Origin of the sequence: Streptomyces sp. NBC_01429 (assembly GCF_036231945.1) — a bacterium.
In the GTDB taxonomy this organism is placed as follows: Bacteria; Actinomycetota; Actinomycetes; order Streptomycetales; family Streptomycetaceae; genus Streptomyces.
Map to the genome: position 1 here is coordinate 5,999,491 of NZ_CP109599.1, position 22,230 is coordinate 6,021,720.

General features: G+C 71.3%; 21 protein-coding genes. All 21 read left to right on the forward strand.

Annotation, left to right across the window (positions count from 1 at the left end):
- The first annotated feature begins 149 nt into the window (after window positions 1-149).
- The 21 genes from rsmH (at window position 150) to OG627_RS26500 (ending at window position 22,197) form a co-directional block, all read left to right on the forward strand.
- Window positions 150-1,106 carry a 16S rRNA (cytosine(1402)-N(4))-methyltransferase RsmH gene (gene rsmH / locus OG627_RS26400; protein WP_329069163.1) on the forward strand — a complete coding sequence of 319 codons (957 nt, stop codon included), beginning with the start codon at window positions 150-152 and terminating at the stop codon, window positions 1,104-1,106.
- Entirely contained in the window at window positions 1,103-1,666 is a 564-nt protein-coding gene (locus tag OG627_RS26405; RefSeq protein WP_443073542.1) for a cell division protein FtsL, read from the forward strand. Before rsmH ends, OG627_RS26405 begins: the two co-directional genes overlap by 4 nt.
- Window positions 1,667-1,670: 4 nt before the next feature.
- Window positions 1,671-3,635, forward strand: coding sequence for a peptidoglycan D,D-transpeptidase FtsI family protein (locus OG627_RS26410; RefSeq protein ID WP_329069165.1), 1,965 nt, complete (start codon window positions 1,671-1,673; stop codon window positions 3,633-3,635).
- Between the two features lie 18 nt (window positions 3,636-3,653).
- On the forward strand, window positions 3,654-5,405 hold the full coding sequence (locus OG627_RS26415; RefSeq protein WP_443073543.1) for a UDP-N-acetylmuramoyl-L-alanyl-D-glutamate--2,6-diaminopimelate ligase: 1,752 nt from the start codon (window positions 3,654-3,656) through the stop codon (window positions 5,403-5,405).
- Between the two features lie 4 nt (window positions 5,406-5,409).
- Complete coding sequence (locus tag OG627_RS26420) at window positions 5,410-6,840, forward strand: UDP-N-acetylmuramoyl-tripeptide--D-alanyl-D-alanine ligase (protein WP_329069167.1); 1,431 nt, start codon at window positions 5,410-5,412, stop codon at window positions 6,838-6,840.
- The gene (gene mraY, locus OG627_RS26425; protein ID WP_329069169.1) at window positions 6,837-7,907 is read left to right on the forward strand and encodes a phospho-N-acetylmuramoyl-pentapeptide-transferase; all 1,071 of its coding nucleotides are present in this window, start codon (window positions 6,837-6,839) and stop codon (window positions 7,905-7,907) included. The genes OG627_RS26420 and mraY overlap by 4 nt, the downstream gene beginning before the upstream one ends.
- A complete protein-coding gene (gene murD / locus OG627_RS26430) occupies window positions 7,904-9,313 on the forward strand; it encodes a UDP-N-acetylmuramoyl-L-alanine--D-glutamate ligase (RefSeq protein ID WP_443073544.1) in 1,410 nt (469 codons plus the stop codon). The genes mraY and murD overlap by 4 nt, the downstream gene beginning before the upstream one ends.
- Before the next feature lie 118 nt (window positions 9,314-9,431).
- A complete protein-coding gene (ftsW, locus tag OG627_RS26435) occupies window positions 9,432-10,940 on the forward strand; it encodes a putative lipid II flippase FtsW (RefSeq protein ID WP_329069171.1) in 1,509 nt (502 codons plus the stop codon).
- 6 nt (window positions 10,941-10,946) lie between these two features.
- Window positions 10,947-12,041 carry an undecaprenyldiphospho-muramoylpentapeptide beta-N-acetylglucosaminyltransferase gene (gene murG / locus OG627_RS26440; RefSeq protein ID WP_329069173.1) on the forward strand — a complete coding sequence of 365 codons (1,095 nt, stop codon included), beginning with the start codon at window positions 10,947-10,949 and terminating at the stop codon, window positions 12,039-12,041.
- 17 nt (window positions 12,042-12,058) lie between these two features.
- Window positions 12,059-12,850 carry a cell division protein FtsQ/DivIB gene (locus OG627_RS26445; protein WP_329069175.1) on the forward strand — a complete coding sequence of 264 codons (792 nt, stop codon included), beginning with the start codon at window positions 12,059-12,061 and terminating at the stop codon, window positions 12,848-12,850.
- A gap of 276 nt (window positions 12,851-13,126) precedes the next feature.
- Window positions 13,127-14,329: a cell division protein FtsZ gene (ftsZ, locus tag OG627_RS26450; protein ID WP_329069177.1), complete on the forward strand. Its 1,203-nt coding sequence runs from the start codon at window positions 13,127-13,129 to the stop codon at window positions 14,327-14,329.
- A gap of 17 nt (window positions 14,330-14,346) precedes the next feature.
- Complete coding sequence (gene pgeF / locus OG627_RS26455; RefSeq protein ID WP_329073012.1) at window positions 14,347-15,054, forward strand: peptidoglycan editing factor PgeF; 708 nt, start codon at window positions 14,347-14,349, stop codon at window positions 15,052-15,054.
- A gap of 5 nt (window positions 15,055-15,059) precedes the next feature.
- Window positions 15,060-15,779, forward strand: a complete 720-nt coding sequence (locus tag OG627_RS26460) for a YggS family pyridoxal phosphate-dependent enzyme (protein ID WP_329069179.1) — start codon at window positions 15,060-15,062, stop codon at window positions 15,777-15,779.
- Between the two features lie 123 nt (window positions 15,780-15,902).
- Window positions 15,903-16,514 carry a cell division protein SepF gene (locus OG627_RS26465; RefSeq protein WP_329069181.1) on the forward strand — a complete coding sequence of 204 codons (612 nt, stop codon included), beginning with the start codon at window positions 15,903-15,905 and terminating at the stop codon, window positions 16,512-16,514.
- A gap of 89 nt (window positions 16,515-16,603) precedes the next feature.
- A complete protein-coding gene (locus tag OG627_RS26470) occupies window positions 16,604-16,900 on the forward strand; it encodes a YggT family protein (RefSeq protein ID WP_114658741.1) in 297 nt (98 codons plus the stop codon).
- Between the two features lie 49 nt (window positions 16,901-16,949).
- Window positions 16,950-18,197: a DivIVA domain-containing protein gene (locus tag OG627_RS26475; RefSeq protein ID WP_329069185.1), complete on the forward strand. Its 1,248-nt coding sequence runs from the start codon at window positions 16,950-16,952 to the stop codon at window positions 18,195-18,197.
- Window positions 18,198-18,494: 297 nt separating this feature from the next.
- Window positions 18,495-19,199 (forward strand): GntR family transcriptional regulator, encoded by a 705-nt coding sequence (locus tag OG627_RS26480; RefSeq protein WP_329069187.1) that lies wholly within the window; start codon window positions 18,495-18,497, stop codon window positions 19,197-19,199.
- On the forward strand, window positions 19,196-20,017 hold the full coding sequence (locus OG627_RS26485) for a LamB/YcsF family protein (RefSeq protein WP_329069189.1): 822 nt from the start codon (window positions 19,196-19,198) through the stop codon (window positions 20,015-20,017). The genes OG627_RS26480 and OG627_RS26485 overlap by 4 nt, the downstream gene beginning before the upstream one ends.
- On the forward strand, window positions 20,014-20,652 hold the full coding sequence (locus OG627_RS26490; protein ID WP_329069191.1) for a 5-oxoprolinase subunit B family protein: 639 nt from the start codon (window positions 20,014-20,016) through the stop codon (window positions 20,650-20,652). The genes OG627_RS26485 and OG627_RS26490 overlap by 4 nt, the downstream gene beginning before the upstream one ends.
- Window positions 20,649-21,599: a biotin-dependent carboxyltransferase family protein gene (locus OG627_RS26495; protein WP_329069193.1), complete on the forward strand. Its 951-nt coding sequence runs from the start codon at window positions 20,649-20,651 to the stop codon at window positions 21,597-21,599. Before OG627_RS26490 ends, OG627_RS26495 begins: the two co-directional genes overlap by 4 nt.
- 145 nt (window positions 21,600-21,744) lie before the next feature.
- Complete coding sequence (locus OG627_RS26500) at window positions 21,745-22,197, forward strand: VOC family protein (protein ID WP_329069195.1); 453 nt, start codon at window positions 21,745-21,747, stop codon at window positions 22,195-22,197.
- The last annotated feature ends 33 nt before the right edge of the window (window positions 22,198-22,230 follow it).

Below are 22,230 nucleotides of genomic sequence, written 5' to 3' on the forward strand. Positions count from 1 at the left end.
GCGGGCGGGGACCCGGCAGTACGTACGGCCGCGCCGGACCTGAGAGGGCGCATGAGCGAGCGCAGCGAGCCGGCCATGGAGAGCCGCACGTCGGCGGAGTGCGGTACGCGGACGGCCGCCACCCGCCCCGCCCGTACCGGGGGACGCGCGTGAACCAGGTCAGACATGTCCCCGTGATGCTCCAGCGCTGCCTGGACCTGCTGGCCCCGGCACTCGCCGAGCCCGGCGCGGTCGTCGTCGACTGCACGCTCGGCCTCGGCGGACACAGCGAGGCGCTGCTCGCGGCCTTCCCCGGCGCCCGGCTGATCGCCCTCGACCGCGACCAGGAGGCGCTGCGCCTCTCCGGTGAGCGCCTCGCCCCGTTCGGCGACCGCGCCACCCTGGTGCACGCCGTCTACGACGAACTGCCCGAGGTCCTCGACCGGCTGGGCGTCCCCCGGGTCCAGGGCGTCCTGTTCGACCTGGGCGTCTCCTCGATGCAACTGGACGAGGCCGACCGGGGCTTCGCCTACGCCCAGGACTCGCCGCTCGACATGCGGATGGACCAGACGACCGGCGTCAGCGCCGCCGAGGTCCTCAACACCTACCCGCCGGGCGAACTCGTGCGGATCCTGCGCGCCTACGGCGAGGAGAAGCAGGCCAAGCGGATCGTTTCCGCCGTGGTCAGAGAGCGCGACAACGAGCCCTTCACCCGCAGCGCCCGGCTCGTGGAGCTGATCCGCGACGCGCTTCCGCAGGCCGCCAAGCGCACCGGGGGCAATCCCGCCAAGCGCACCTTCCAGGCCCTGCGCATCGAGGTCAACGGTGAGCTGCCCGTGCTGGAGCGGTCGATCCCCGCCGCGGTCAAGAGCCTCGCCGTCGGCGGCCGCATCGCCGTCCTCTCGTACCACTCGCTGGAGGACCGGCTGGTCAAGCAGGTCTTCGCGGCCGGCGCTGCCAACACCGCGCCGCCCGGACTGCCCGTGGTCCCCGAGCGCTACCAGCCCCGGCTCAAGCTGCTCACCCGGGGCGCCGAACTCCCCACGGAGGAAGAGGTCGCCGAGAACCGGCGCGCGGCCCCGGCCCGGCTACGGGGGGCGCAGCGGATCCGGGAGGACGTTCTGTGAGGGGCCCGGCCAAGCAGTTGAAGGGGAGGGCCGCGCGGCTCGCCCGGCTGATGCCCGCCGGGAACAGCTCGGCGGCCCGTACCCCCTTCGTCCTGCTGGTCGTTCTGCTCCTCGCCGGCGGACTGATCTCCCTGCTGATCCTGAACTCCGCGCTGAGCGAGGGATCCTTCCGGCTGACCGACCTCAAGAAGCGCACCACCGACCTCACCGACGAACAGCAGGCCCTGCAACGGGACGTGGACGACTTCTCGGCGCCGTACGCCCTGCAGCGGCGCGCCCGGGAGCTGGGCATGGTGCCCGGCGGCAGCCCCGCCTTCCTGAACGCCGACGGCACGGTCAAGGGCGAGCCGGAATCTGCCGAACCGCAGCCGTCGGGGCAGCCCTCCGGCATGGAGGAGACGCCGCCGGCCGCCTCCTCGTCCGCACCGGCGCCCGCCGGCTCTCCCGCTGCCGAGCCCGACCCTTCCGCGTCCGGCCCCTCCCCGTCCGCCTCCGCCGCGGCCGACCCGCCCGGGACCCCCGCGCCCGGCCCGCCCACCCCGACGATCTCCGGCAGGTGACGCAGTGCCGCCCAAGGAACCACCGCGCCGCCGGGTGCCCGGCCCGGCCCGCTCCGGCAGCGGCGGCGGCCGGCCCCGCTCGGGGCCCCGCCCCCCGGCCGGCCGGCCCCGTACCCGCCCCACCGGCCCGCGCACCATCCAACTGGGCAGCCCGCGCCCTCGGCTGCGGCTGGTCGGACTGGCGCTGACCGTCATCATGCTGATGTTCGTCGTCCGGCTGCTCCAGGTGCAGGCCGTCAACGCCAGCGCGTACGCAGCCAAGGCCGAGAAGAGCCGCTACCTCAGCCATACGATCGCGGCGGAGCGCGGCGAGATCACCGACCGCTCCGGCGTCGCCCTCGCCGCCAGCGTCGACGCGTACGACATCACCGCCGACCCGATGATGTTCACCCCCGACTTCACCAAGATCGCGGACGCCCCCGAACAGGCCGCCGCGCTCCTCGCGCCGATCCTCGGCGTGGAGAGCGACGAGCTGGTGAAGAAGCTCAAGACCCCCAAGTCCCGCTACGCGGTGCTGGCCCGGCGCCAGACCCCGCAGGTCTGGAACCAGATCAAGGACCTCAAGCGGGTGTTCGCCGAGAAGGCCGCCAAGGAGAAGAGCGGCGGCGGCTCCGGCGTCAGCGTGCTGTCCGGCGTGTTCCAGGAGGGCAGCAGCAAGCGCGAGTACCCCAACGGGGACCTCGCCGCCGGGATACTGGGATACGTGAACGCCACCGGCCACGGCGGCGGCGGCATCGAGTCCATGCTCGACAAGGAACTCGCGGGCCGGGACGGCAAGGTCAGCTACGTCCAGTCCGGCGGCCGGCGCGTCCCCACCGCCAGCTCCCGGGAGACCCCCGCCGTACCCGGCTCGGGCATCGAGCTGACCATCGACCGGGACATCCAGTGGGCCGCCCAGCAGGCCATCGCCGACCAGGTCAAGGAGTCCAAGGCCGACCGCGGGTACGTGATAGTGCAGAACACCAGGACCGGCGAGGTGCTCGCCATGGCCAACGCCCCCGGCTTCAACCCCAACGACCTCTCCCGCGCCGACGCGGCCTCGCTGGGCAACGCGGCCCTCCAGGACGTGTACGAACCCGGCTCCACCAGCAAGGTCATGTCCATGGCCGCCGTACTGGAGGAGAAGGCCGCCGCCCCCGGCACCCATGTCGTCGTCCCCAACACCCTGCACCGGGGCGACCGCCTCTTCCACGACGACATCGACCACCCCACCTGGTACCTGACGCTCAACGGCGTCCTCGCCAAGTCCAGCAACATCGGCACCATCCTCGCCACCGGCCAGCTCGGCAAGACCCAGCCCGAGGCCAACAAGGTCCTGCACTCCTACCTGAGCAAATTCGGCATCGGCCGGCCCACCGGACTGAACTACCCGGGCGAGACCCAGGGCATCCTGGCCAAACCGCAGGACTGGTCCACCTCGCAGCAGTACACGATCCCCTTCGGCCAGGGCCTGTCCATCAACGCCATGCAGGCCGCCTCCGTCTACTCCACCATCGCCAACGGCGGGGTACGGGTCGAGCCCACCCTCATCCGCGGCACCCACGACCCCGACGGCCGCTTCACCGCGGCCCCCGCGCCCAAGAAGACCCGCGTGGTCAGCGAGGAGACCGCCAAGACGGTCTCCACCATGCTGGAGTCGGTCGTCGGCGACGAGGAGGGGACCGGCACCAAGGCCGCCATCCCCGGCTACCGCGTCGCGGGCAAGACCGGTACGGCCAACCGGGTCGACCCGAAACTCGGCGTCTACAAGGGATACACCGCCTCCTTCGCGGGCTTCGCGCCCGCCGACGACCCGCAGATCACCGTCTACTGCGCCATCCAGAACCCCACCAAGGGCAGTTACTTCGGCGGCCAGATCTGCGGACCCATCTACAAGAAGGTCATGGAGTTCGCTCTCAAGACACTGCGGGTCGCCCCGACCGGCAGTACACCCGCCCGGCTGCCGGTCACCTTCAAACCCGGCGAGTGACCCCCAGGGAAAGCGCCAGTGACAACGATCACCCCCGATTCCGGGAACCACCAGGAACCCCCCGCGTACCGCCCGACCTCACGTGGCCCGGCGCCCGCCGAGCCCGGTACGCTCACCGCCGTGCCACAAGCTGATCACCGAACCACCCCCGAGGACGCCCCTGTGAACCAGCCGGGGACGCCCCGCCCGGAGCGGGTCCGCCCGATCTCCCTCACGGAGCTGGCCGCCCTGCTGGGCGCCGAGACACCCGCCCCGGAGGAGGTGAGGGGCCCGGGGGAAGCGACCGGCATCACACACGACTCACGCGCGGTACGCCCAGGTGACGTGTACGCGGCGCTGCCGGGCGCCCGCCTGCACGGCGCGGACTTCGCCGGCCAGGCGGCCGACCTCGGCGCCGCCGCGATCCTGACCGACCCGGCCGGCGCGGAACGCTGCGCCGCCACCGGGCTTCCGCTGCTGGTCGTCGCCGACCCGCGCGGCAGCATGGGAGAACTCGCCGCCGAGATCTACGGACGCCCCGGCGCCGGTCTGCTCCAGATCGGCATCACCGGCACCTCCGGCAAGACCACCACCGCGTACCTGATCGAGGGCGGCCTGCGCGAGGCCGGCCACCGCACCGGCCTGATCGGCACCGTGGAGATGCGCATCGGTGACGAACGCATCAAGTCCGAGCGCACCACCCCCGAGGCCACCGACCTCCAGGCGCTCTTCGCCGTCATGCGCGAACGCGGCGTCGACTCGGTCGCCATGGAGGTCTCCAGCCACGCCCTGGTGCTCGGCCGGGTCGACGGCTGCGTCTTCGACGTCGCCGTCTTCAACAACCTCAGCCCGGAGCACATGGAGTTCCACTCCGGCATGGAGGACTACTTCCAGGCCAAGGCCCGGCTGTTCACCCCCGAGCGCAGCAGGACCGGCGTGGTGAACTTCGACGACGAGTACGGCCGCCGGCTCGTCGACGAGTCCGGCGTCCCGGTCACCACCTTCTCCGCCGAGGGCCACCCGGACGCCGACTGGCGCGCCGAGAACGTCGAGGTCGGCTCGCACGGCTCGACCTTCACCGCCGTCGGCCCCAAGGGCGAACGGGTGACCGCCCGGGCGCCGCTGCCAGGACCCTTCAACGTCGCCAACACGCTCGCCGCCGTCGTCACCCTGGCCGCCGCCGGGATCGACCCGCAGACCGCCGCCGACGGCATCGCCGCCGTCCCCGGCGTGCCGGGCCGCCTGGAGCGCGTGGACGCGGGCCAGCCGTACCTCGCCGTCGTGGACTACGCGCACAAGACCGACGCGGTCGAATCGGTTCTGCGCTCGCTGCGCAAGGTCACCACCGGCGAGGTGCACATCGTCCTCGGCTGCGGCGGCGACCGCGACGAGACCAAACGCGGGCCGATGGGCGCAGCCGCCGCCCGGCTCGCCGACACCGCCGTACTGACCTCGGACAACCCCCGGGGCGAGGATCCGCTCGCGATCCTCGCCGCGATGCTCGCGGGCGCCGCCGAGGTGCCGATCCACGAGCGCGGCGACGTCCTGGTCGACGCGGACCGCGCCTCGGCCATCGCCGCCGTCGTCGCCCGCGCGCGGCCCGACGACACCGTACTGATCGCGGGCAAGGGCCACGAGCAGGGCCAGGACATCGCCGGGGTCGTCCGCGCCTTCGACGACCGCCAGGTGCTGCGCGAGGCCATCCTGCGCTCCCGCCGCGACGACCCCAGCCCCGAGCGTTCCCACCCGCTCCGTCACGAGCACCGTCACGAGAACAACAGTCAGGGATGACCCAGTGATCGCCCTCTCTCTCGCCGAGATCGCCGCCATCGTCGGCGGGCAGCCGCACGACATACCGGATCCGGCCGTTCTGGTCACCGGATCCGTCGTCTACGACTCCCGCGCGGTGGAACCCGGCAGCCTGTTCGCCGCCTTCGCCGGCGAGCGCGTCGACGGCCACGACTACGCGCGGGGCGCCGTCGAGGCGGGCGCGGTGGCCGTTCTGGCCGCCCGCCCCGTCGGGGTGCCCGCCATCGTCGTGGACGACGTCGTCCAGGCCCTCGGAGCCCTCGCCCGCACCGTCGTGGAGCGCCTCGGCGCCACCGCGGTCGCGCTGACCGGATCGGCGGGCAAGACCAGCACCAAGGACCTGATCGCCCAGCTGCTCCAGCGCGCCGGGCCCACGGTCTGGCCGGAGGGAAACCTCAACAACGAGATCGGCCTGCCGGTGACCGCGCTGCGGGCCGTGGCCGACACCCGCTATCTCGTCCTCGAAATGGGTGCGCGCTACATCGGCGACATCCGTTACCTCACCGGACTCGTCCCGCCCCGGATCGGCCTCGTGCTGAACGTCGGCACCGCCCACATCGGCGAGTTCGGCGGGCGCGAGCAGATCGCCCAGGCCAAGGGCGAGATGGTGGAGTCGCTGCCGTCCGCCGAGGACGGCGGAGTGGCCGTCCTCAACGCCGACGACCCGCTCGTGCGCGCCATGACTTCGCGCACCAAGGCGCGCGTCGTGCTGTTCGGAGAGTCGGGCGAAGCAGACGTACGGGCAGAGAACGTCCGCCTCACAGCCACCGGACAGCCCGCGTTCAGGCTTCGAACACCCTCCGGGTGCAGCGACGTGACGCTGCGGCTGTACGGTGAGCACCACGTGTCGAACGCGCTCGCCTCGGCCGCCGTCGCCCATGAGTTGGGCATGTCCGCCGACGAGATCGCCGTGGCGCTCTCCGAGGCGGGAACCCTCTCCCGCTGGCGTATGGAGGTCACCGAGCGCTCGGACGGCGTGACGATCGTCAACGACGCCTACAACGCGAACCCCGAGTCCATGAGGGCGGCGCTCCGTGCGCTGGTCTCCATGGGTGGTGCCTCACGGCCCGAGGGGAGCCGTACCTGGGCGGTGCTCGGCCCGATGGCCGAGCTGGGGGACGAATCGCTCGCCGAGCACGACGCGGTCGGACGGCTCGCCGTCCGGCTCAACGTCAGCAAGCTCGTGGCAGTCGGGGGCAGGGAAGCGTCCTGGCTGCGATTGGGCGCTTACAACGAGGGTTCGTGGGGTGAGGAGTCGGTGCACGTGTCCGACGCGCAGGCGGCGGTCGACCTGTTGCGCAGTGAACTGCGTCCGGGAGACGTCGTGCTGGTGAAGGCTTCCAGGTCGGTCGGTCTCGAGCGGGTCGCCCAGGCGCTGCTGGAGAACGCCACCGAGGGCGAGGTCTCCGGCCGATGAGGCAGATCCTCTTCGCGGGAGCCATCGGGCTCTTTCTGACCCTGATCGGCACTCCGCTGCTGATCAAGCTGCTGGCCCGCAAGGGATACGGGCAGTTCATCCGGGACGACGGCCCGCGCACGCACGGCAGCAAGAAGGGGACGCCCACCATGGGCGGCATCGCCTTCATCCTCGCCACGCTGATCGCCTACGCCCTGGCGAAGGTGATCACCAGCGAGCGGCCGTCCATCTCGGGTGCGCTGGCGCTGTTCCTGATGGCGGGCATGGGTCTCGTCGGGTTCCTCGACGACTACATCAAGATCGTCAAGCAGCGGTCGCTGGGGCTGCGGGCCAAGGCGAAGATGGCGGGACAGCTGATCGTCGGCATCGCCTTCGCGGTGCTGTCGCTCCAGTTCGCCGACCACCGGGGGAACACCCCGGCGTCCACCAAGCTGTCGTTCGTCACGGACTTCGGCTGGTCGATCGGTCCGGTGCTGTTCGTGATCTGGGCGCTGTTCATGATCCTCGCCATGTCCAACGGCGTGAACCTGACCGACGGTCTGGACGGTCTGGCCACCGGCGCGGCGGTGATGGTCTTCGGTGCGTACACCTTCATCGGTCTGTGGCAGTTCCAGGAGTCCTGCGCCAGCGCGCTGACCCTGACCAACCCCAACGCCTGTTTCGAGGTACGAGATCCACTCGACCTCGCGGTCGTCGCCTCCGCGCTGATGGGCTCCTGCTTCGGGTTCCTGTGGTGGAACACCTCACCCGCCAAGATCTTCATGGGTGACACGGGCTCGCTCGCGCTCGGCGGTGCCATCGCTGGCGTGGCGATCCTCTCCCGTACCGAGTTCCTGATGGCCGTCCTCGGCGGCCTCTTCGTGATGATCACCATGTCGGTGGTCATCCAGGTCGGGTCCTTCAAGATGACCGGCAAGCGGGTCTTCCGGATGGCACCCCTCCAGCACCACTTCGAACTCAAGGGGTGGTCCGAAGTCCTTGTGGTGGTGCGGTTCTGGATCATTCAGGGCATGTGCGTCATTGTGGGGCTCGGCATCTTCTACGCGGGCTGGGCGGCCGAGAAGTGAACTGGCACGGCAAGCGGGTCACCGTCGCGGGTCTCGGGGTCTCCGGGATCCCGGCGGCCCGGGTCCTGCACGGACTCGGCGCGGCGGTCACCGTGGTCAACGAGGTGGACGACGAGCGGGCCCGCGCCCAGGGCGCCGAGCTGGAGAAGCTCGGCGTCACCGTCCGCCTCGGCGACGGCGCGACGCTGCCCGACTCCACGGAGCTGATCGTCACGGCGCCGGGCTGGCGGCCCGACAAGCCGCTCTTCGCGGCCGCCGAGGCGGCGGGCGTGGAGGTCTGGGGCGACGTCGAGCTGGCGTGGCGGCTGCGGAAGCCCGACGCGGCGCCCTGGCTCGCCGTGACCGGTACCAACGGCAAGACCACCACCGTACGGATGCTCGCCTCCATCCTGGAGGCCGCCGGGCTGCGTACGGCCGCCGTCGGCAACATCGGCGTCTCACTGCTGGACGCCGTCACCGCCGAGGAACCGTACGACGTCCTCGCCGTCGAGCTGTCCAGCTACCAGCTGCACTGGGCGCCGAGCGTGCGCGCCCACTCCGCCGCCGTGCTCAACCTGGCCCCCGACCACCTCGACTGGCACGGCTCCATGGCGGCCTACACGGCCGACAAGGGCCGGATCTACGAGGGCAACCGCGTCGCCTGTGTCTACAACGCGGCCGACCCGGCCACCGAGGAGCTGGTGCGCGCCGCCGACGTCGAGGAGGGCTGCCGGGCCATCGGATTCACCCTCGGCACCCCGGGCCCCTCCCAACTGGGTGTCGTGGACGGCATCCTGGTCGACCGGGCCTTCGTGGAGAACCGCCGCGAGCAGGCCCAGGAACTCGCCCAGGTCTCCGACGTCGACCCGCCCGCCCCGCACAACGTGGCCAACGCCCTGGCCGCCGCCGCCCTGGCCCGCGCCTTCGGCGTGGAGCCCGCGGCCGTACGGGACGGACTGCGCGCCTTCCACCCCGACCCGCACCGCATCGAGCGGGTCGCGGAGGTCGCGGGCGTCACGTACATCGACGACTCCAAGGCCACCAACACCCATGCCGCCCAGGCGTCCCTCGCCGCCTACGACCCGATCGTCTGGATCGCCGGCGGCCTCGCCAAGGGCGCGTCCTTCGACGAGCTGGTCGGCACGGCGGCCCGACGGCTGCGCGGGGTGGTCCTGATGGGCGCCGACCGGGCGCTCATCCGGGAAGCCCTGGCGCGACACGCCCCCGAAGTCCCGGTCGTGGACCTCGACCGGACCGACACTGGAGCGATGTCGGAGGCGGTGCGGGAAGCGGCACGCCTCGCACAGCCCGGGGACACGGTCCTGATGGCCCCGGCGTGTGCCTCGATGGACATGTTCGTCAACTACAACAAGCGGGGCGAGGCGTTCGCGGACGCGGTACACGCCCTCGCCGCCGAGCACGCCTGACCGGTCCGGCCCCGTGCCGTGCCGAGCTGTCCGGCCGGGGCCGCGCCACCGTCGAGTGGTTCTGGGAGGCTCCGCCCGCCGACAGCCGCGCCAGGCACGACTGGAGGGGACAGCGACGATGCCGGCCGACGACATCGCGGACCGGGAGCCGCGCCCCGCGGCGGGCCGCTGGGGCTACGCGGGCGTACTCCCGGGCGCGCCCGCCCTGGCGGGCCCGCACGCCGCCGACACAGCCAGGGAGACCGGGGCCTGCCCCGGCAACGGCCGGCGGTTCCCGCTCGCCCTGCGCGGCAGGGCCCCGGGAGCGGCCGTACGCAAGCCCCCAGCGGCCCGGCGCGGTGGCGGTGGCGGTGCGTCCCGGGCGCCGCGCGGCGGCGGCCCCCGGCGGCTGTACGAGCAGCTGCGGCGCACCTGGGACCGGCCGCTCACCGCGTACTACCTGATCCTCGGCAGCGCCCTGCTGATCGCCGTGCTCGGCCTGGTGATGGTCTACTCCGCGTCGATGATCTACGCGCTCGAGAAATCGCTGCCCGCCGCGTACTTCTTCCGCAAGCAGTTCATCGCGGTCGTCATCGGCGGCGGTCTGATGCTGCTCGCCGCCCGGATGCCGCTCAAGCTGCACCGCGCCCTGTCGTACCCGCTGCTGGTCGTCACGGTCATCTTGATGGTGCTCGTCCAGATCCCCGGGATAGGGCGCTCCGTCAACGGCAACCAGAACTGGATCTATCTCGGCGGCCCGTTCCAGCTCCAGCCCAGCGAGTTCGCCAAGCTCGCGCTCGTCCTGTGGGGCGCCGACCTGCTCGCCCGCAAACAGGACAAGCGGCTGCTGACCCAGTGGAAGCACCTGCTGGTGCCGCTGGTCCCCGGCGCGTTCATGCTGCTCGGTCTGATCATGCTCGGCGGCGACATGGGCACCGCGATCATTCTCACCGCCGTCCTCTTCGGGCTGCTCTGGCTGGCCGGGGCGCCCACCCGGCTGTTCGGCGGCGTGCTCGGGGTCGCCGTACTCATCGGGTTCACGCTCATCAAGACCAGCGAGAACAGGCTGTCCCGGTTCTCCTGCGTCGGAGCGGTCGACCTGGGGCCCGAGGGGGAGTGCTGGCAGGCCGTCCACGGAATCTACGCGCTGGCCTCCGGCGGATGGTTCGGTTCCGGCCTCGGCGCGAGTGTGGAAAAGTGGGGTCAACTGCCCGAAGCGCACACCGACTTCATTTTCGCCGTCACTGGGGAGGAACTGGGGCTGGCGGGGACGCTGTCGGTACTCGCGCTCTTCGCGGCTCTAGGCTATGCGGGTATCCGCGTGGCCGGACGCACGGAGGATCCCTTCGTGAGGTACGCCGCGGGAGGTGTGATCACCTGGATCATGGTGCAAGCCGTGATCAATATTGGTGCGGTGCTCGGCCTGCTGCCGATCGCCGGAGTCCCGCTCCCGCTGTTCTCCTACGGAGGGTCGGCCGTGCTGCCGACCATGTTCGCCGTCGGGCTCCTGATCGCGTTCGCGCGGGAGGATCCCGCCGCGAAAGCGGCCCTGGCCATGCGGCAGCCTGTCTTCCGGGGGAAGCGGGCCGGGGTGAGATGGAAGACGATGAGACGGCGCGTCAAGAAGCGTCCGTCCGGAGAGCGGTGAATTTCGGTGCATGTCGTACTCGCCGGTGGGGGGACCGCCGGCCACATCGAGCCCGCGCTCGCCCTCGCGGACGCCCTGCGCAGGCAGGACCCCACTGTGGGGATCACGGCCCTCGGCACGGAGCGCGGCCTGGAGACCAGGCTCGTGCCCGAGCGGGGGTACGAGCTGGGGCTGATCCCCGCCGTACCGCTGCCGCGCAGGCCCACCCCCGAGCTGATCACCGTCCCCGGACGGCTGCGCGGCACGATCAAGGCCGCCGAGCAGATCCTGGAGCGCACCAAGGCGGACTGCGTCGTGGGCTTCGGCGGCTATGTCGCGCTGCCCGGCTACCTCGCGGCCAAGCGGCTCGGAGTGCCGATCATCGTCCACGAGGCCAACGCCAGGCCGGGACTGGCCAACAAGATCGGCTCCCGGTACGCGGCCGGGGTGGCGGTCTCCACCCCGGACAGCAAGCTGCGTGACGCCCGCTACATCGGGATCCCGCTGCGCCGCACCATCGCCACCCTGGACCGGGCCCGGGTGCGCCCCGAGGCGCGCGCCGCCTTCGGGCTCGACCCCAACCTGCCGACGCTGCTCGTCTCCGGCGGCTCGCAGGGCGCGCGCCGGCTCAACGAGGTGGTCCAGCAGATCGCTCCGGCGCTCCAGCGCTCCGGGATCCAGATCCTGCACGCGGTCGGTCCGAAGAACGAAATGCCGCGCGTGGACAACATGCCCGGAATGCCGCCCTACATCCCGGTACCGTATGTCGACCGGATGGACCTCGCGTACGCCGCGGCCGACATGATGCTCTGCCGCGCGGGCGCGATGACCGTCGCCGAACTCTCCGCCGTCGGGCTGCCCGCCGCCTACGTACCGCTGCCGATCGGCAACGGCGAACAGCGGCTCAACGCCCAGCCGGTGGTCAAGGCCGGCGGCGGACTGCTGGTCGACGACGCCGAACTGACGCCCGAGTGGATCCAGAGCCATGTGCTCCCGGTGCTCGCCGATCCGCACCGGCTGTTCGAGATGTCCCGCGCGGCGGCGGAGTTCGGCCGCAGGGACGCCGACGATCTGCTCGTCGGCATGGTGTACGAGGCGATCGCCGCACGCCGTAAGGCGTAGACAGGGAGGCAGGGAGCGTGGCCGGACCGACGACCGCCGAGCGCGGAGCGAGACCGGGGTCGGCGTCCGGCCATCCCGAGGAGGACGGGCCGGAGCGCCGGTTCCGGCTCTCCCGGCCCCGTCCGCTGATCGCGCTGATCGCGTCGGTGCTGCTGGCGGCCGGCGTGATCTGGCTGCTGTACGGCTCGCCCTGGCTGCGCGCGGAGCGGGTGGGTGTCACGGGTACCGACGTGCTCACCCGCTCCCGTGTGGAGGCCGTCGCGGCCGTGCCGCTCGGTGCGCCGCTGATCTCGGTCGACACGGACGCGATCGAGGCACGGCTGCTGCGGAAGCTGCCCCGTATCGACCGGATCGAGGTCGAACGGTCGTGGCCGAACGGAGTCCGCCTCGAAGTGGTCGAGCGTAAACCCGCGCTGCTGATCAAAGAGAACGGAAAGTTTATTGAAATGGACGTCAAGGGAGTCAGGTTCGCCACGGTGGACCAGGCGCCCAAGGGCGTCCCGCTGCTCGAATTGACGGCCGGTCAACCGGCCGGAACGCAGCGGTTCCCGGCCGCCCGGCTCACTCTCGAAGCGGTGCGGGTACGCGGAGAGCTGCCCGCCGGGGTGGCCAAGGACACGAAGGCCGTACGGGTCCGTTCGTACGACGCGATCTCCCTGGAATTGACCGGTGGACGTACGGTGATGTGGGGAAGCGGCGAGGACGGGCCGGCCAAGGCGCGTGCGCTCTCCGCTCTCATGAAAGCGGCTCCCAAAGCGGGGCACTTCGATGTGAGCGCACCCACCGCGCCTGCCGTGGAGGGGAGTTGACGCTCATTTGTGCTGGCCAGCACCCTGGTTGGTCAGCGCTATGGGTGATCACATAGGGTGAAAAGAAAAACGGGAGGTTCGGCGTGTTCGTTGAACGTGCGCCACTTGTCGACTTAGTGTCCTGTTCGGAAGAGTCCAAGAAGCGGACACACTGGTAACCCTGAACTTCAACGTGAGGGTTTGGGTCGGCGTTCCGGACCGTCCCATCGGCATCAGTCGTCGCGGCGCCACATCGGCGCAGCGACGACACGTAACTCGAGGCGAGAGGCCTTCGACGTGGCAGCACCGCAGAACTACCTCGCAGTCATCAAGGTCATCGGTGTCGGCGGCGGTGGTGTCAATGCCATCAACCGAATGATCGAGGTCGGTCTCAAGGGCGTCGAGTTCATCGCGATCAACACCGACGCGCAAGCGCTGTTGATGAGCGACGCCGACGTCAAGCTCGACGTCGGCCGGGAACTCACCCGCGGCCTCGGCGCCGGAGCCAACCCGGCGGTCGGCCGGAAGGCGGCAGAGGACCACCGCGAGGAGATCGAGGAGGTCCTCAAGGGGGCCGACATGGTCTTCGTCACCGCCGGTGAGGGCGGCGGCACCGGCACCGGCGGCGCGCCCGTCGTCGCCAACATCGCGCGCTCCCTGGGCGCCCTGACGATCGGTGTGGTCACCCGCCCGTTCACCTTCGAGGGCCGCCGCAGGGCGAACCAGGCGGAGGACGGCATCGCGGAACTCCGCGAAGAGGTCGACACCCTCATCGTCATCCCCAACGACCGCCTGCTGTCCATCTCGGACCGTCAGGTCAGCGTCCTCGACGCCTTCAAGTCGGCGGACCAGGTCCTGCTGTCCGGTGTCCAGGGCATCACCGACCTCATCACCACCCCCGGTCTGATCAACCTGGACTTCGCCGACGTCAAGTCCGTGATGTCCGAAGCCGGATCGGCCCTCATGGGCATCGGCTCGGCCCGCGGCGACGACCGCGCGGTGGCCGCCGCCGAGATGGCGATCTCCTCGCCGCTCCTCGAAGCGTCGATCGACGGCGCCCGGGGCGTCCTGCTCTCCATCTCCGGCGGCAGCGACCTCGGTCTCTTCGAGATCAACGAGGCCGCGCAGCTGGTGAGCGAGGCCGCCCACCCCGAGGCCAACATCATCTTCGGCGCCGTCATCGACGACGCCCTGGGCGACGAGGTACGGGTCACGGTCATCGCGGCCGGCTTCGACGGCGGACAGCCGCCGACCCGGCGCGAGAACGTGCTCGGCGCGGGCTCCAAGCGCGACGAGCAGCAGCCCCCGGCCCGGACTGGCGACACCGGCCGCACCACCGGCGGACTGGGCATGGTGCCGTCGCGCGAGGACAGCCAGCCCGAGCCGGCTCCCGCGGTCAGCGAGAAGCTGTCGCAGCTGAGCCAGCCCCAGGTCCCGCCGGCCCGTCCGTACCAGGACAGCCAGGCCGAAGAGCTGGATGTCCCGGACTTCCTCAAGTGATAGGAACCCGCACGACACTGAGCGGCGCGCATTTCGCCTTCACCGACAGGTGGGGCGGGGTGAGCGCCGTTCCGTACGATCAGCTCAATCTCGGCGGCGCGGTCGGTGACGACTCCGCCGCCGTCCTGGCCAACCGCGAACTCGCCGCGAAGTCCCTGGACCTCGATCCCGGGCGGGTCGTGTGGATGAACCAGGTGCACGGCCGCGAGGTGGCCGTCGCCGAAGGGCCGTGGACGGGCGAGGACATTCCCGCAGTCGACGCCGTCGTCACCGTACGGCGCGGGCTGGCGCTCGCCGTACTCACCGCGGACTGTGTTCCGCTGCTGCTGGCCGACCCGGCCGCCGGGGTCGTGGCCGCCGCCCACGCCGGACGTCCGGGACTGGTCGCGGGGATCGTCCCGGCCGCGGTCGAGGCCATGATCACGCTCGGTGCGCGGCCGGAACGGATCACCGCCCTCAGCGGCCCCGCCGTCTGCGGCCGCTGCTACGAGGTCCCCGCCGCGATGCGCGACGAAGTCGCCGCCGCCGTACCCGCGGCCGGGTGCGAGACCAGCTGGTCCACCCCCGCCGTCGATGTCGTCGCCGGAGTGCACGCGCAGCTCGCGGACCTCGGGGTGACGGACCGTCGGCGCTCGGAGGTCTGCACGCTGGAGTCGCCCGATCACTACTCGTACCGCCGCGACCGCACGACCGGGCGGCTCGCCGGCTATGTCTGGCTGGACTGAGGGACATGGAAGACCGCAAGACGGAACTCGCCGCGAACCTCGCGACGGTGGAGCGGCGCATCGCCGCCGCCTGCGCCGCCTCGGGACGTGACCGCGAGGAGGTGACCCTGATCGTGGTCACCAAGACCTACCCCGCGAGCGACGTACGGCTGCTCCACGAACTCGGCGTACGGCAGGTGGCCGAGAACCGCGACCAGGACGCCGCCCCCAAGGCCACCAGTTGTAAAGATTTGTCGCTGATCTGGCATTTTGTGGGCCAATTGCAGACGAACAAGGTCCGTTCCGTAGCCAGTTACGCCGATGTGGTGCAGTCTGTCGACCGGCTCAAGCTTGTTTCCGCGCTCTCCACCGCGGCGGTGCGCGCGGGGCGCGAGCCGGTCTGTCTGATCCAGGTCGCGCTGGACGCCGAGTCCGGCGAGCGGGGCAGCAGGGGCGGTGTCGCACCCGACGGGGTCGAGGAGTTGGCGGCGGCGGTGGCCGGTTCGCCCGGATTGCGGCTCGGCGGTCTGATGACCGTGGCGCCGCTGGCCGGGGAGTTCGCGGGCCGCCCGGCGGCGGCGTTCGAGCGGCTGAGGGAAATCTCATCCCGCCTGCGCGCGGACCATCCTGCTGCGAACATGGTCTCGGCGGGGATGAGCGCGGATCTTGAGGACGCCGTGACGGCCGGGGCGACACATGTACGCGTCGGTACGGCGGTACTCGGAGTCCGACCCCGGCTCGGGTAACGTCGCGAAGCAAGTCGGACCACAGCAGAAAATATGGTCATTTCCGCCAAAGGCGGGTAGACCCAGTGGATCGCGGGCACTTGGTGACGAGGCCGATCCACCACAGAGCGGAGGACTCAGAGCATGGCCGGCGCGATGCGCAAGATGGCGGTCTACCTCGGCCTCGTGGAGGACGATGGGTACGACGGCCGGGGCTTCGACCCCGACGATGATTTCGAACCCGAGCCCGAGCCGGAGCGGGAACACCGGCGCCACCAGCCCGTGCACCAGCCGGAACGGGAAGAACCGGTACGTATGGTCCAACCGCCCGCGCAGCGCGAGCGCGAGCCGGTCGCGATGGCGGCGGAAAACGGACGTCCGGCGCGAATCGCCCCCGTGGCATCCATCACACCTGAACGCCCGAGCCTGGAGAAGAACGCACCGGTGATCATGCCCAAGGTCGTGTCCGAGCGGGAGCCCTACCGCATCACCACATTGCACCCGAGGACCTACAACGAGGCCCGTACCATCGGGGAACACTTCCGCGAAGGCACCCCGGTGATCATGAACTTGACGGAGATGGACGATACGGACGCGAAGCGACTTGTCGACTTTGCCGCAGGACTTGTCTTCGGTCTCCATGGCAGCATTGAGCGAGTGACGCAGAAGGTGTTCCTGCTGTCTCCTGCTAACGTCGATGTCACGGCGGAGGACAAGGCCCGCATCGCAGAGGGCGGGTTCTTCAACCAGAGCTAGAACACAGCGCCGGGAACAACCCGGTCGTACGGCGGGAACGGCCCGCGGACGACCGACCAGAGTGAACCAGGGGAGAGGGAAGCAGCGGGATGGGCATCGCACTACAGGTGGTCTACATCGCGCTGATGTGCTTCCTCATCGTGCTGATTTTCCGGTTGGTCATGGATTACGTCTTCCAGTTCGCCCGCTCATGGCAGCCCGGCAAGGTGATGGTGGTCGTTCTGGAGGCCACCTACACTGTCACCGATCCACCGCTCAAGCTTCTGCGGCGGTTCATTCCGCCGCTGCGTCTCGGGGGCGTGGCACTCGACCTGTCCTTCTTCGTTCTGATGATCATCGTTTGGATCCTGATCTCGCTTGTGAGCAATCTTGCGAGGGGAATGTGAGCGATACGGTCTTGCCGACTGCCGACGACTACGTAGAGGTGAAGTAGAGATGCCGTTGACCCCCGAGGACGTGCGGAACAAGCAGTTCACGACCGTCCGCCTCCGAGAAGGCTACGACGAGGACGAGGTCGATGCCTTTCTCGACGAGGTCGAGGCCGAACTGACCCGCCTGCTCCGCGAGAACGAGGATCTGCGCGCGAAGCTGGCCGCCGCGACGCGTGCCGCCGCGCAGAACCAGCAACAGCAGCAGCAGCAACAACAGCAGCAGCAACAGGGCATGCGCAAGCCGCCCGAGCAGCAGGATCGGCCCGGGGCTCCGGTGCCCGCCGCCATATCCGGTCCGCCGCAGCAGCAGCAGCCCCCGCAGATGGGTCCCCCCCAGCTGCCCGGCGGCGCGCCTCAGCTGCCCGCGGGACCGAGCGGTCACGGCCAGGGTCCCGGTCCGCAGGGACACGACCCGCGCGGCCAGCACCCCATGCAGGGCGGCCCCATGCAGCAGCAGGGTGGCCCGATGCAGGGCGGCCCCATGCAGCAGGGCGGTCCCATGGGGCAGGGCGGCCCGATGGGTCAGGGTGGTCCGATGGGCCAGGGCGGCCCGATGCAGCAGCAGGGCGGTCCCATGGGTGGACCGATGGGCGGCCCCATGGGCGGCCACAACCCGCAGATGCAGCAGCCCGGTCAGGGCCCCGGCGGCGACAGCGCCGCACGTGTGCTCTCGCTCGCCCAGCAGACCGCCGACCAGGCGATCGCCGAGGCGCGTTCCGAGGCCAACAAGATCGTCGGCGAGGCCCGCAGCCGCGCCGAGGGTCTGGAGCGCGACGCGCGCGCCAAGGCGGACGCGCTGGAGCGGGACGCCCAGGAGAAGCACCGCGTGGCGATGGGCTCCCTGGAGTCCGCGCGCGCCACGCTGGAGCGCAAGGTCGAGGATCTGCGCGGCTTCGAGCGTGAGTACCGCACCCGGCTGAAGTCCTACCTGGAGAGCCAGCTGCGTCAGCTGGAGACCCAGGCGGACGACTCGCTCGCCCCGCCGCGTACCCCGGCGACCGCTTCCCTGCCGCCGTCGCCGTCCATGGCGCCGGCCGGTGCGGGCGCGATGGGCCACAGCATGGGCGGAAACCCGTCGATGGGCGGTCCTTCGATGGGCGGGCCCTCGCAGGCCCCTTCGTACGGCGGTCAGCAGCAGATGTCCCCGGCGATGACCCAGCCGATGGCGCCGGTGCGGCCGCAGGCGCCGCAGCCGATGCAGCAGGCGCCGTCGCCGATGCGCGGCTTCCTGATCGACGAGGACGACAACTGACGGGTGTGCGCGTGAAGTGCGCGTAGCCGTCGGCGGCAGGCTGAAAGGGCCGGGCCCGGGACTTATGTCCCGGGCCCGGCCCTTTGGCGTGGCCGCTGCGGGGCTCTGACCCGGGCCCCGGCCCTCGATCGCCGGGCGGGCCTGAAGATGCCCTCAATCGCCGGGCGGCTTGGGGTGCCCTCGCCAGGTGGGTCCGCAGGTGCGCTCAAGGGGTGGTCGGTTTCCGGGCGGTAAAACCCGGATCACTGTTGGTCGAGACTCTTCCCCATCCTTGTGCATCCACTGTATACACGGGATATGAGTCGAGAAGTCAGAGGTACCCGTGGTGATGCCAACGGCGCCGACGATGTCACCGGCGAGCTGCGTCGGCTGATCGTCGAGGGCGTCTATCCGCCCGGCTGCCGGCTCGTCCAGGACGAGTTGGCCGACCGCTTCGGGGTGAGCCGGATCCCGCTGCGGGAGGCCATGCGTACCCTCGCCAGTGAGGGTCTGCTCCGTACGACACCGGGGCGCGGCACGTTCGTGACGGTGCTGGATCTGGACGAGATCGACGAGATCTACAACCTGCGCCGGCTGGTCGAGCCGAGCTTCGCCGAACATGTCACCGAACGGGTCTCGCGGCGCGACATCAGCCGGTTCGACGCCATGGCCAAGGAGATGGAGCGCGTCGCCGAGTCCGCCGCGGACTCCTGGTCGCGGACGAACCTCGCGTTCCACCTCGACATGTACCGGCTGTCCCGGCTGCCGCTGCGCTACGAGGTGATCTCGGGGATGTACCACCGGCTGGAGCCGTACTCGCGGTTCTACGTGCACGGCACATCGGCGTACGAGCGGGTGCAGTGCGAACACGCCGCGATGGTCCAGGCGCTGGCCGACGGTGACGCCCGGGAGCTGGCCCGGCAGATAGTCGCGCACATCGACGGCGGCCAGCACGGTCTGCACGCCGCCTGGGAGAACAGCAGCAACACGATTCACGCCTACTGGGCGGAGTCGGCCCGATGACCGCGCTCGCGATCAACACGGATGTGGGCGAGGGGTTCGGGGTGTGGGGGCCCGCCGACGAGGGGGACCTGCTCGACCAGGTCACGGCCGCCAACGTCGCCTGTGGCTTCCACGCGGGCGATCCCGACATCCTGCGCCGTACCTGCGAGGCGAGCGCCGCCCGGGGCGTGGCGATCGGCGCGCAGGTCTCCTACCGCGATCTGGCCGGCTTCGGACGGCGCTTCATCGATGTGCCGAAGAAGACGCTGGTCAATGAACTCCTCTACCAGATCGGCGCGTTGGAGGTCTTCGCGCGCCTGGCGGGCAGCCGGGTCAGCTATCTGAAGGCGCACGGCGCGCTGTACAACGCGGCGGCCCACCACGTGGGACACGCGGAGGCGATCGTCGAGGCGGTCACGCTGTACGACCGTGGGCTGCCGCTGCTCTGCCAGCCCCGTACGGTCGTGTGGGAGCGTGCGGTCGAGGCCGGCTGCCGGCCGCTGGCCGAGGCGTTCGCCGACCGGGGCTACACGGACGAGGGGCTGCTCGTGCCCCGGTCGGCGCCGGGCGCCCTGGTCACCGATCCCGCCGAGGCGGCGCGGCGCGCGCTGCGGATGGCGCAGACGGGCACGGTCGTCTCGGTCAGTGGCCGGACCGTACGGATCGCCCCGGACGGCGGTGAGGTGGCGGCGCTGTGCGTGCACAGCGACACGCCCGGCGCTGTGGCCATCACCGCCGCCGTACGGACGAGCCTGGCCTCGGCCGGTATCACGGTGAGCACGCCCGCCGGCCTCCTCGGCGCCGCTCCCGCCGCCGAGCGGCCGGAGGTACGGCCGTGACCCGCGCGGAGCCGGTCCTGCGGCGGGCGGGCGACCGGGGCTGGCTGATCGAGTGCGCCGGGGCGCGCCCCGCCGATGTGGCCACCGCGATCAGGGAGCGCCCCTGGGCGTCGGGGCTGCGGGACGTCGTACCCGCGGCGACGACCGTCCTGGTGGTGGCCGAGACGCTCGCCGGGATGGAGCCGCTCGCCGCCGAACTGCGCGCCGTGCTCGACGACGTCGGCTCCCGGCAGTCCCCGCCGGCCCCGGGGCGCACGGTCGTGATCCCGGTCCGGTACGAGGGCGTGGATCTGGCCGCGGTCGCCGAGCGCGTCGGTATGGCTCCGCGCGAGATCGCGCGGCTGCACACCGAGGCGGAGTATTCGGTCGGGTTCTTCGGCTTCGCCCCCGGATTCGCGTATCTGGACGGCGTACCGGAGAGCCTGCGGCTGCCCAGGCTGTCCAGCCCGCGCCCCCGGGTGGCGGCCGGGGTGGTGGCGATCGCCGGGAACCAGACGGTCGTCTACCCCGGCGGGACCCCCGGGGGCTGGCACCAGATCGGCGTCACGGCGGAACGGCTGTGGGACGTGAACGCCGAGCCGCCCAACCGGCTGGCGGTCGGTGACCGGGTCGTGTTCGAGGCGGTCGCGTCATGACCACCGCACTCGGCGCCCGGCGCGGCCCGGCGGCGCCCGCGGGCACAGCGCCGGGGGACGGCGCGGGGCGCGCGGCGGAGGTCACCGGCGCCGTACTGACCGTCGTCGGGGCGGGCGTCGCGACCAGCGTCCAGGACCTGGGCCGACCCGGCCTCGCCCATCTGGGCGTCCCGGCGTCCGGCCCCGCCGACCGGCGCAGCTTCCGCCTCGCCAACCGGCTGGCCGGCAACCCGGAGAACACCCCGGCCCTCGAAGCGACCGTCGGCGGCCTGGCCGTGACCCTGTCGGAGTCCCGGTACGTGGCGATCACCGGGGCACCGGCTCCGGTGACGGTGGACGGCGTACCGGTGCGCGACGCGACGCTCGTGCGGCTGGGTGCCGGGTCCGTGCTGGCGATCGGGCGTCCTTGGGCGGGCTGCCGTACCTATCTGGCCGTCTGCGGCGGGATGGAGCCGGAGCGGGTGCTGGGGTCGGCCTCGCGCGACTCGCTCACCGGGCTCGGTCCCGAGCCCGTCCGGGCCGGGTCGCGGTACGGCCTCGGCCCCGCGCGACCCGTCCCCGGGGTTCCGCTGGAGCTGGCGTTCAGTGTCGTCCCCTGCTGGGGGCCGGTCACCGTCCGGTTCCGGTGGGGGCCGCGCCACGAGCTGTTCGGCGCCGCCGACCGGCACCGGCTGACCGGGGCGCCCTGGCGGGTCTCCGCCCAGTGCGACCGGGTGGGCGCGCGGCTGACGGGCACCGCGCTGTCCATCGGCTCGGTCGACCTGCCCAGTGAGGGAACCATGCGCGGTGCCATCCAGGTGCCGCCCTCGGGCGAGCCGATCGTGTTCCTCGCCGACCACCCGGTCACCGGCGGCTATCCCGTCATCGGGGTCGTCACCGACGCCGACATCGATCTCGTCGGCCAGGCCGTCCCCGGCGACGAACTGCGGCTCATGCCCATGCGGTGAGAGCCGGTACGCCGAGAGCCCGTACGGCAAGAGCCCGTACGCCGAGAGCCCGTGCCCGGAGAGGAGGGCAGCAGCCGAACAGACCACGGCGCCCACGCCGTTCATTCCCCGCCGAACAGCACCGCAGTACCAGAAGGAGAGAACCATGACCGACCAGCCCGCTTCCCTCGCCCCCTTCCACCTGGCCATCCCGGTCGACGACATCGACGCCGCCCGGCAGTTCTACGGCAAGGTGCTCGGCTTCAGCGAGGGCCGCTCCGACACGAAGTGGATCGACTGGAACTTCGGCGGCCACCAGGTCGTCACCCACCAGGTCGGCGACGGCCCGTCCGGGACACCGCGTGACGGCATCGCCGGGACCAACCCCGTCGACGGCCACCAGGTGCCGGTGCCGCACTTCGGGCTGGTGCTCCCGGTGCCGGAGTTCCAGGAACTCGCCGAGCGGCTCACCGCCGTCGACACGCAGTTCGTGATCGAGCCGTACGTCCGCTTCCAGGGCGAGCCGGGCGAGCAGTGGACGATGTTCTTCCTCGACCCGGCCGGCAACGCGATGGAGTTCAAGGCGTTCGCCGACATCAGCCAGCTCTTCGCCGTCTGAACCCGTCCACCAGTGACGACGGTCACCAGCAGG

Excerpts from the sequence above, each read along its gene's own strand:
- OG627_RS26475 (WP_329069185.1), top strand. The coding sequence starts at position 16,950 with ATGCCGTTGACCCCCGAGGACGTGCGGAACAAGCAGTTCACGACCGTC.
- OG627_RS26485 (WP_329069189.1), top strand. The coding sequence starts at position 19,196 with ATGACCGCGCTCGCGATCAACACGGATGTGGGCGAGGGGTTCGGGGTG.
- OG627_RS26495 (WP_329069193.1), top strand. The coding sequence starts at position 20,649 with ATGACCACCGCACTCGGCGCCCGGCGCGGCCCGGCGGCGCCCGCGGGC.
- ftsW (WP_329069171.1), top strand. The coding sequence starts at position 9,432 with ATGCCGGCCGACGACATCGCGGACCGGGAGCCGCGCCCCGCGGCGGGC.
- OG627_RS26470 (WP_114658741.1), top strand. The coding sequence starts at position 16,604 with ATGGGCATCGCACTACAGGTGGTCTACATCGCGCTGATGTGCTTCCTC.
- OG627_RS26465 (WP_329069181.1), top strand. The coding sequence starts at position 15,903 with ATGGCCGGCGCGATGCGCAAGATGGCGGTCTACCTCGGCCTCGTGGAG.
- mraY (WP_329069169.1), top strand. The coding sequence starts at position 6,837 with ATGAGGCAGATCCTCTTCGCGGGAGCCATCGGGCTCTTTCTGACCCTG.
- OG627_RS26500 (WP_329069195.1), top strand. The coding sequence starts at position 21,745 with ATGACCGACCAGCCCGCTTCCCTCGCCCCCTTCCACCTGGCCATCCCG.
- OG627_RS26480 (WP_329069187.1), top strand. The coding sequence starts at position 18,495 with ATGAGTCGAGAAGTCAGAGGTACCCGTGGTGATGCCAACGGCGCCGAC.
- OG627_RS26460 (WP_329069179.1), top strand. The coding sequence starts at position 15,060 with ATGGAAGACCGCAAGACGGAACTCGCCGCGAACCTCGCGACGGTGGAG.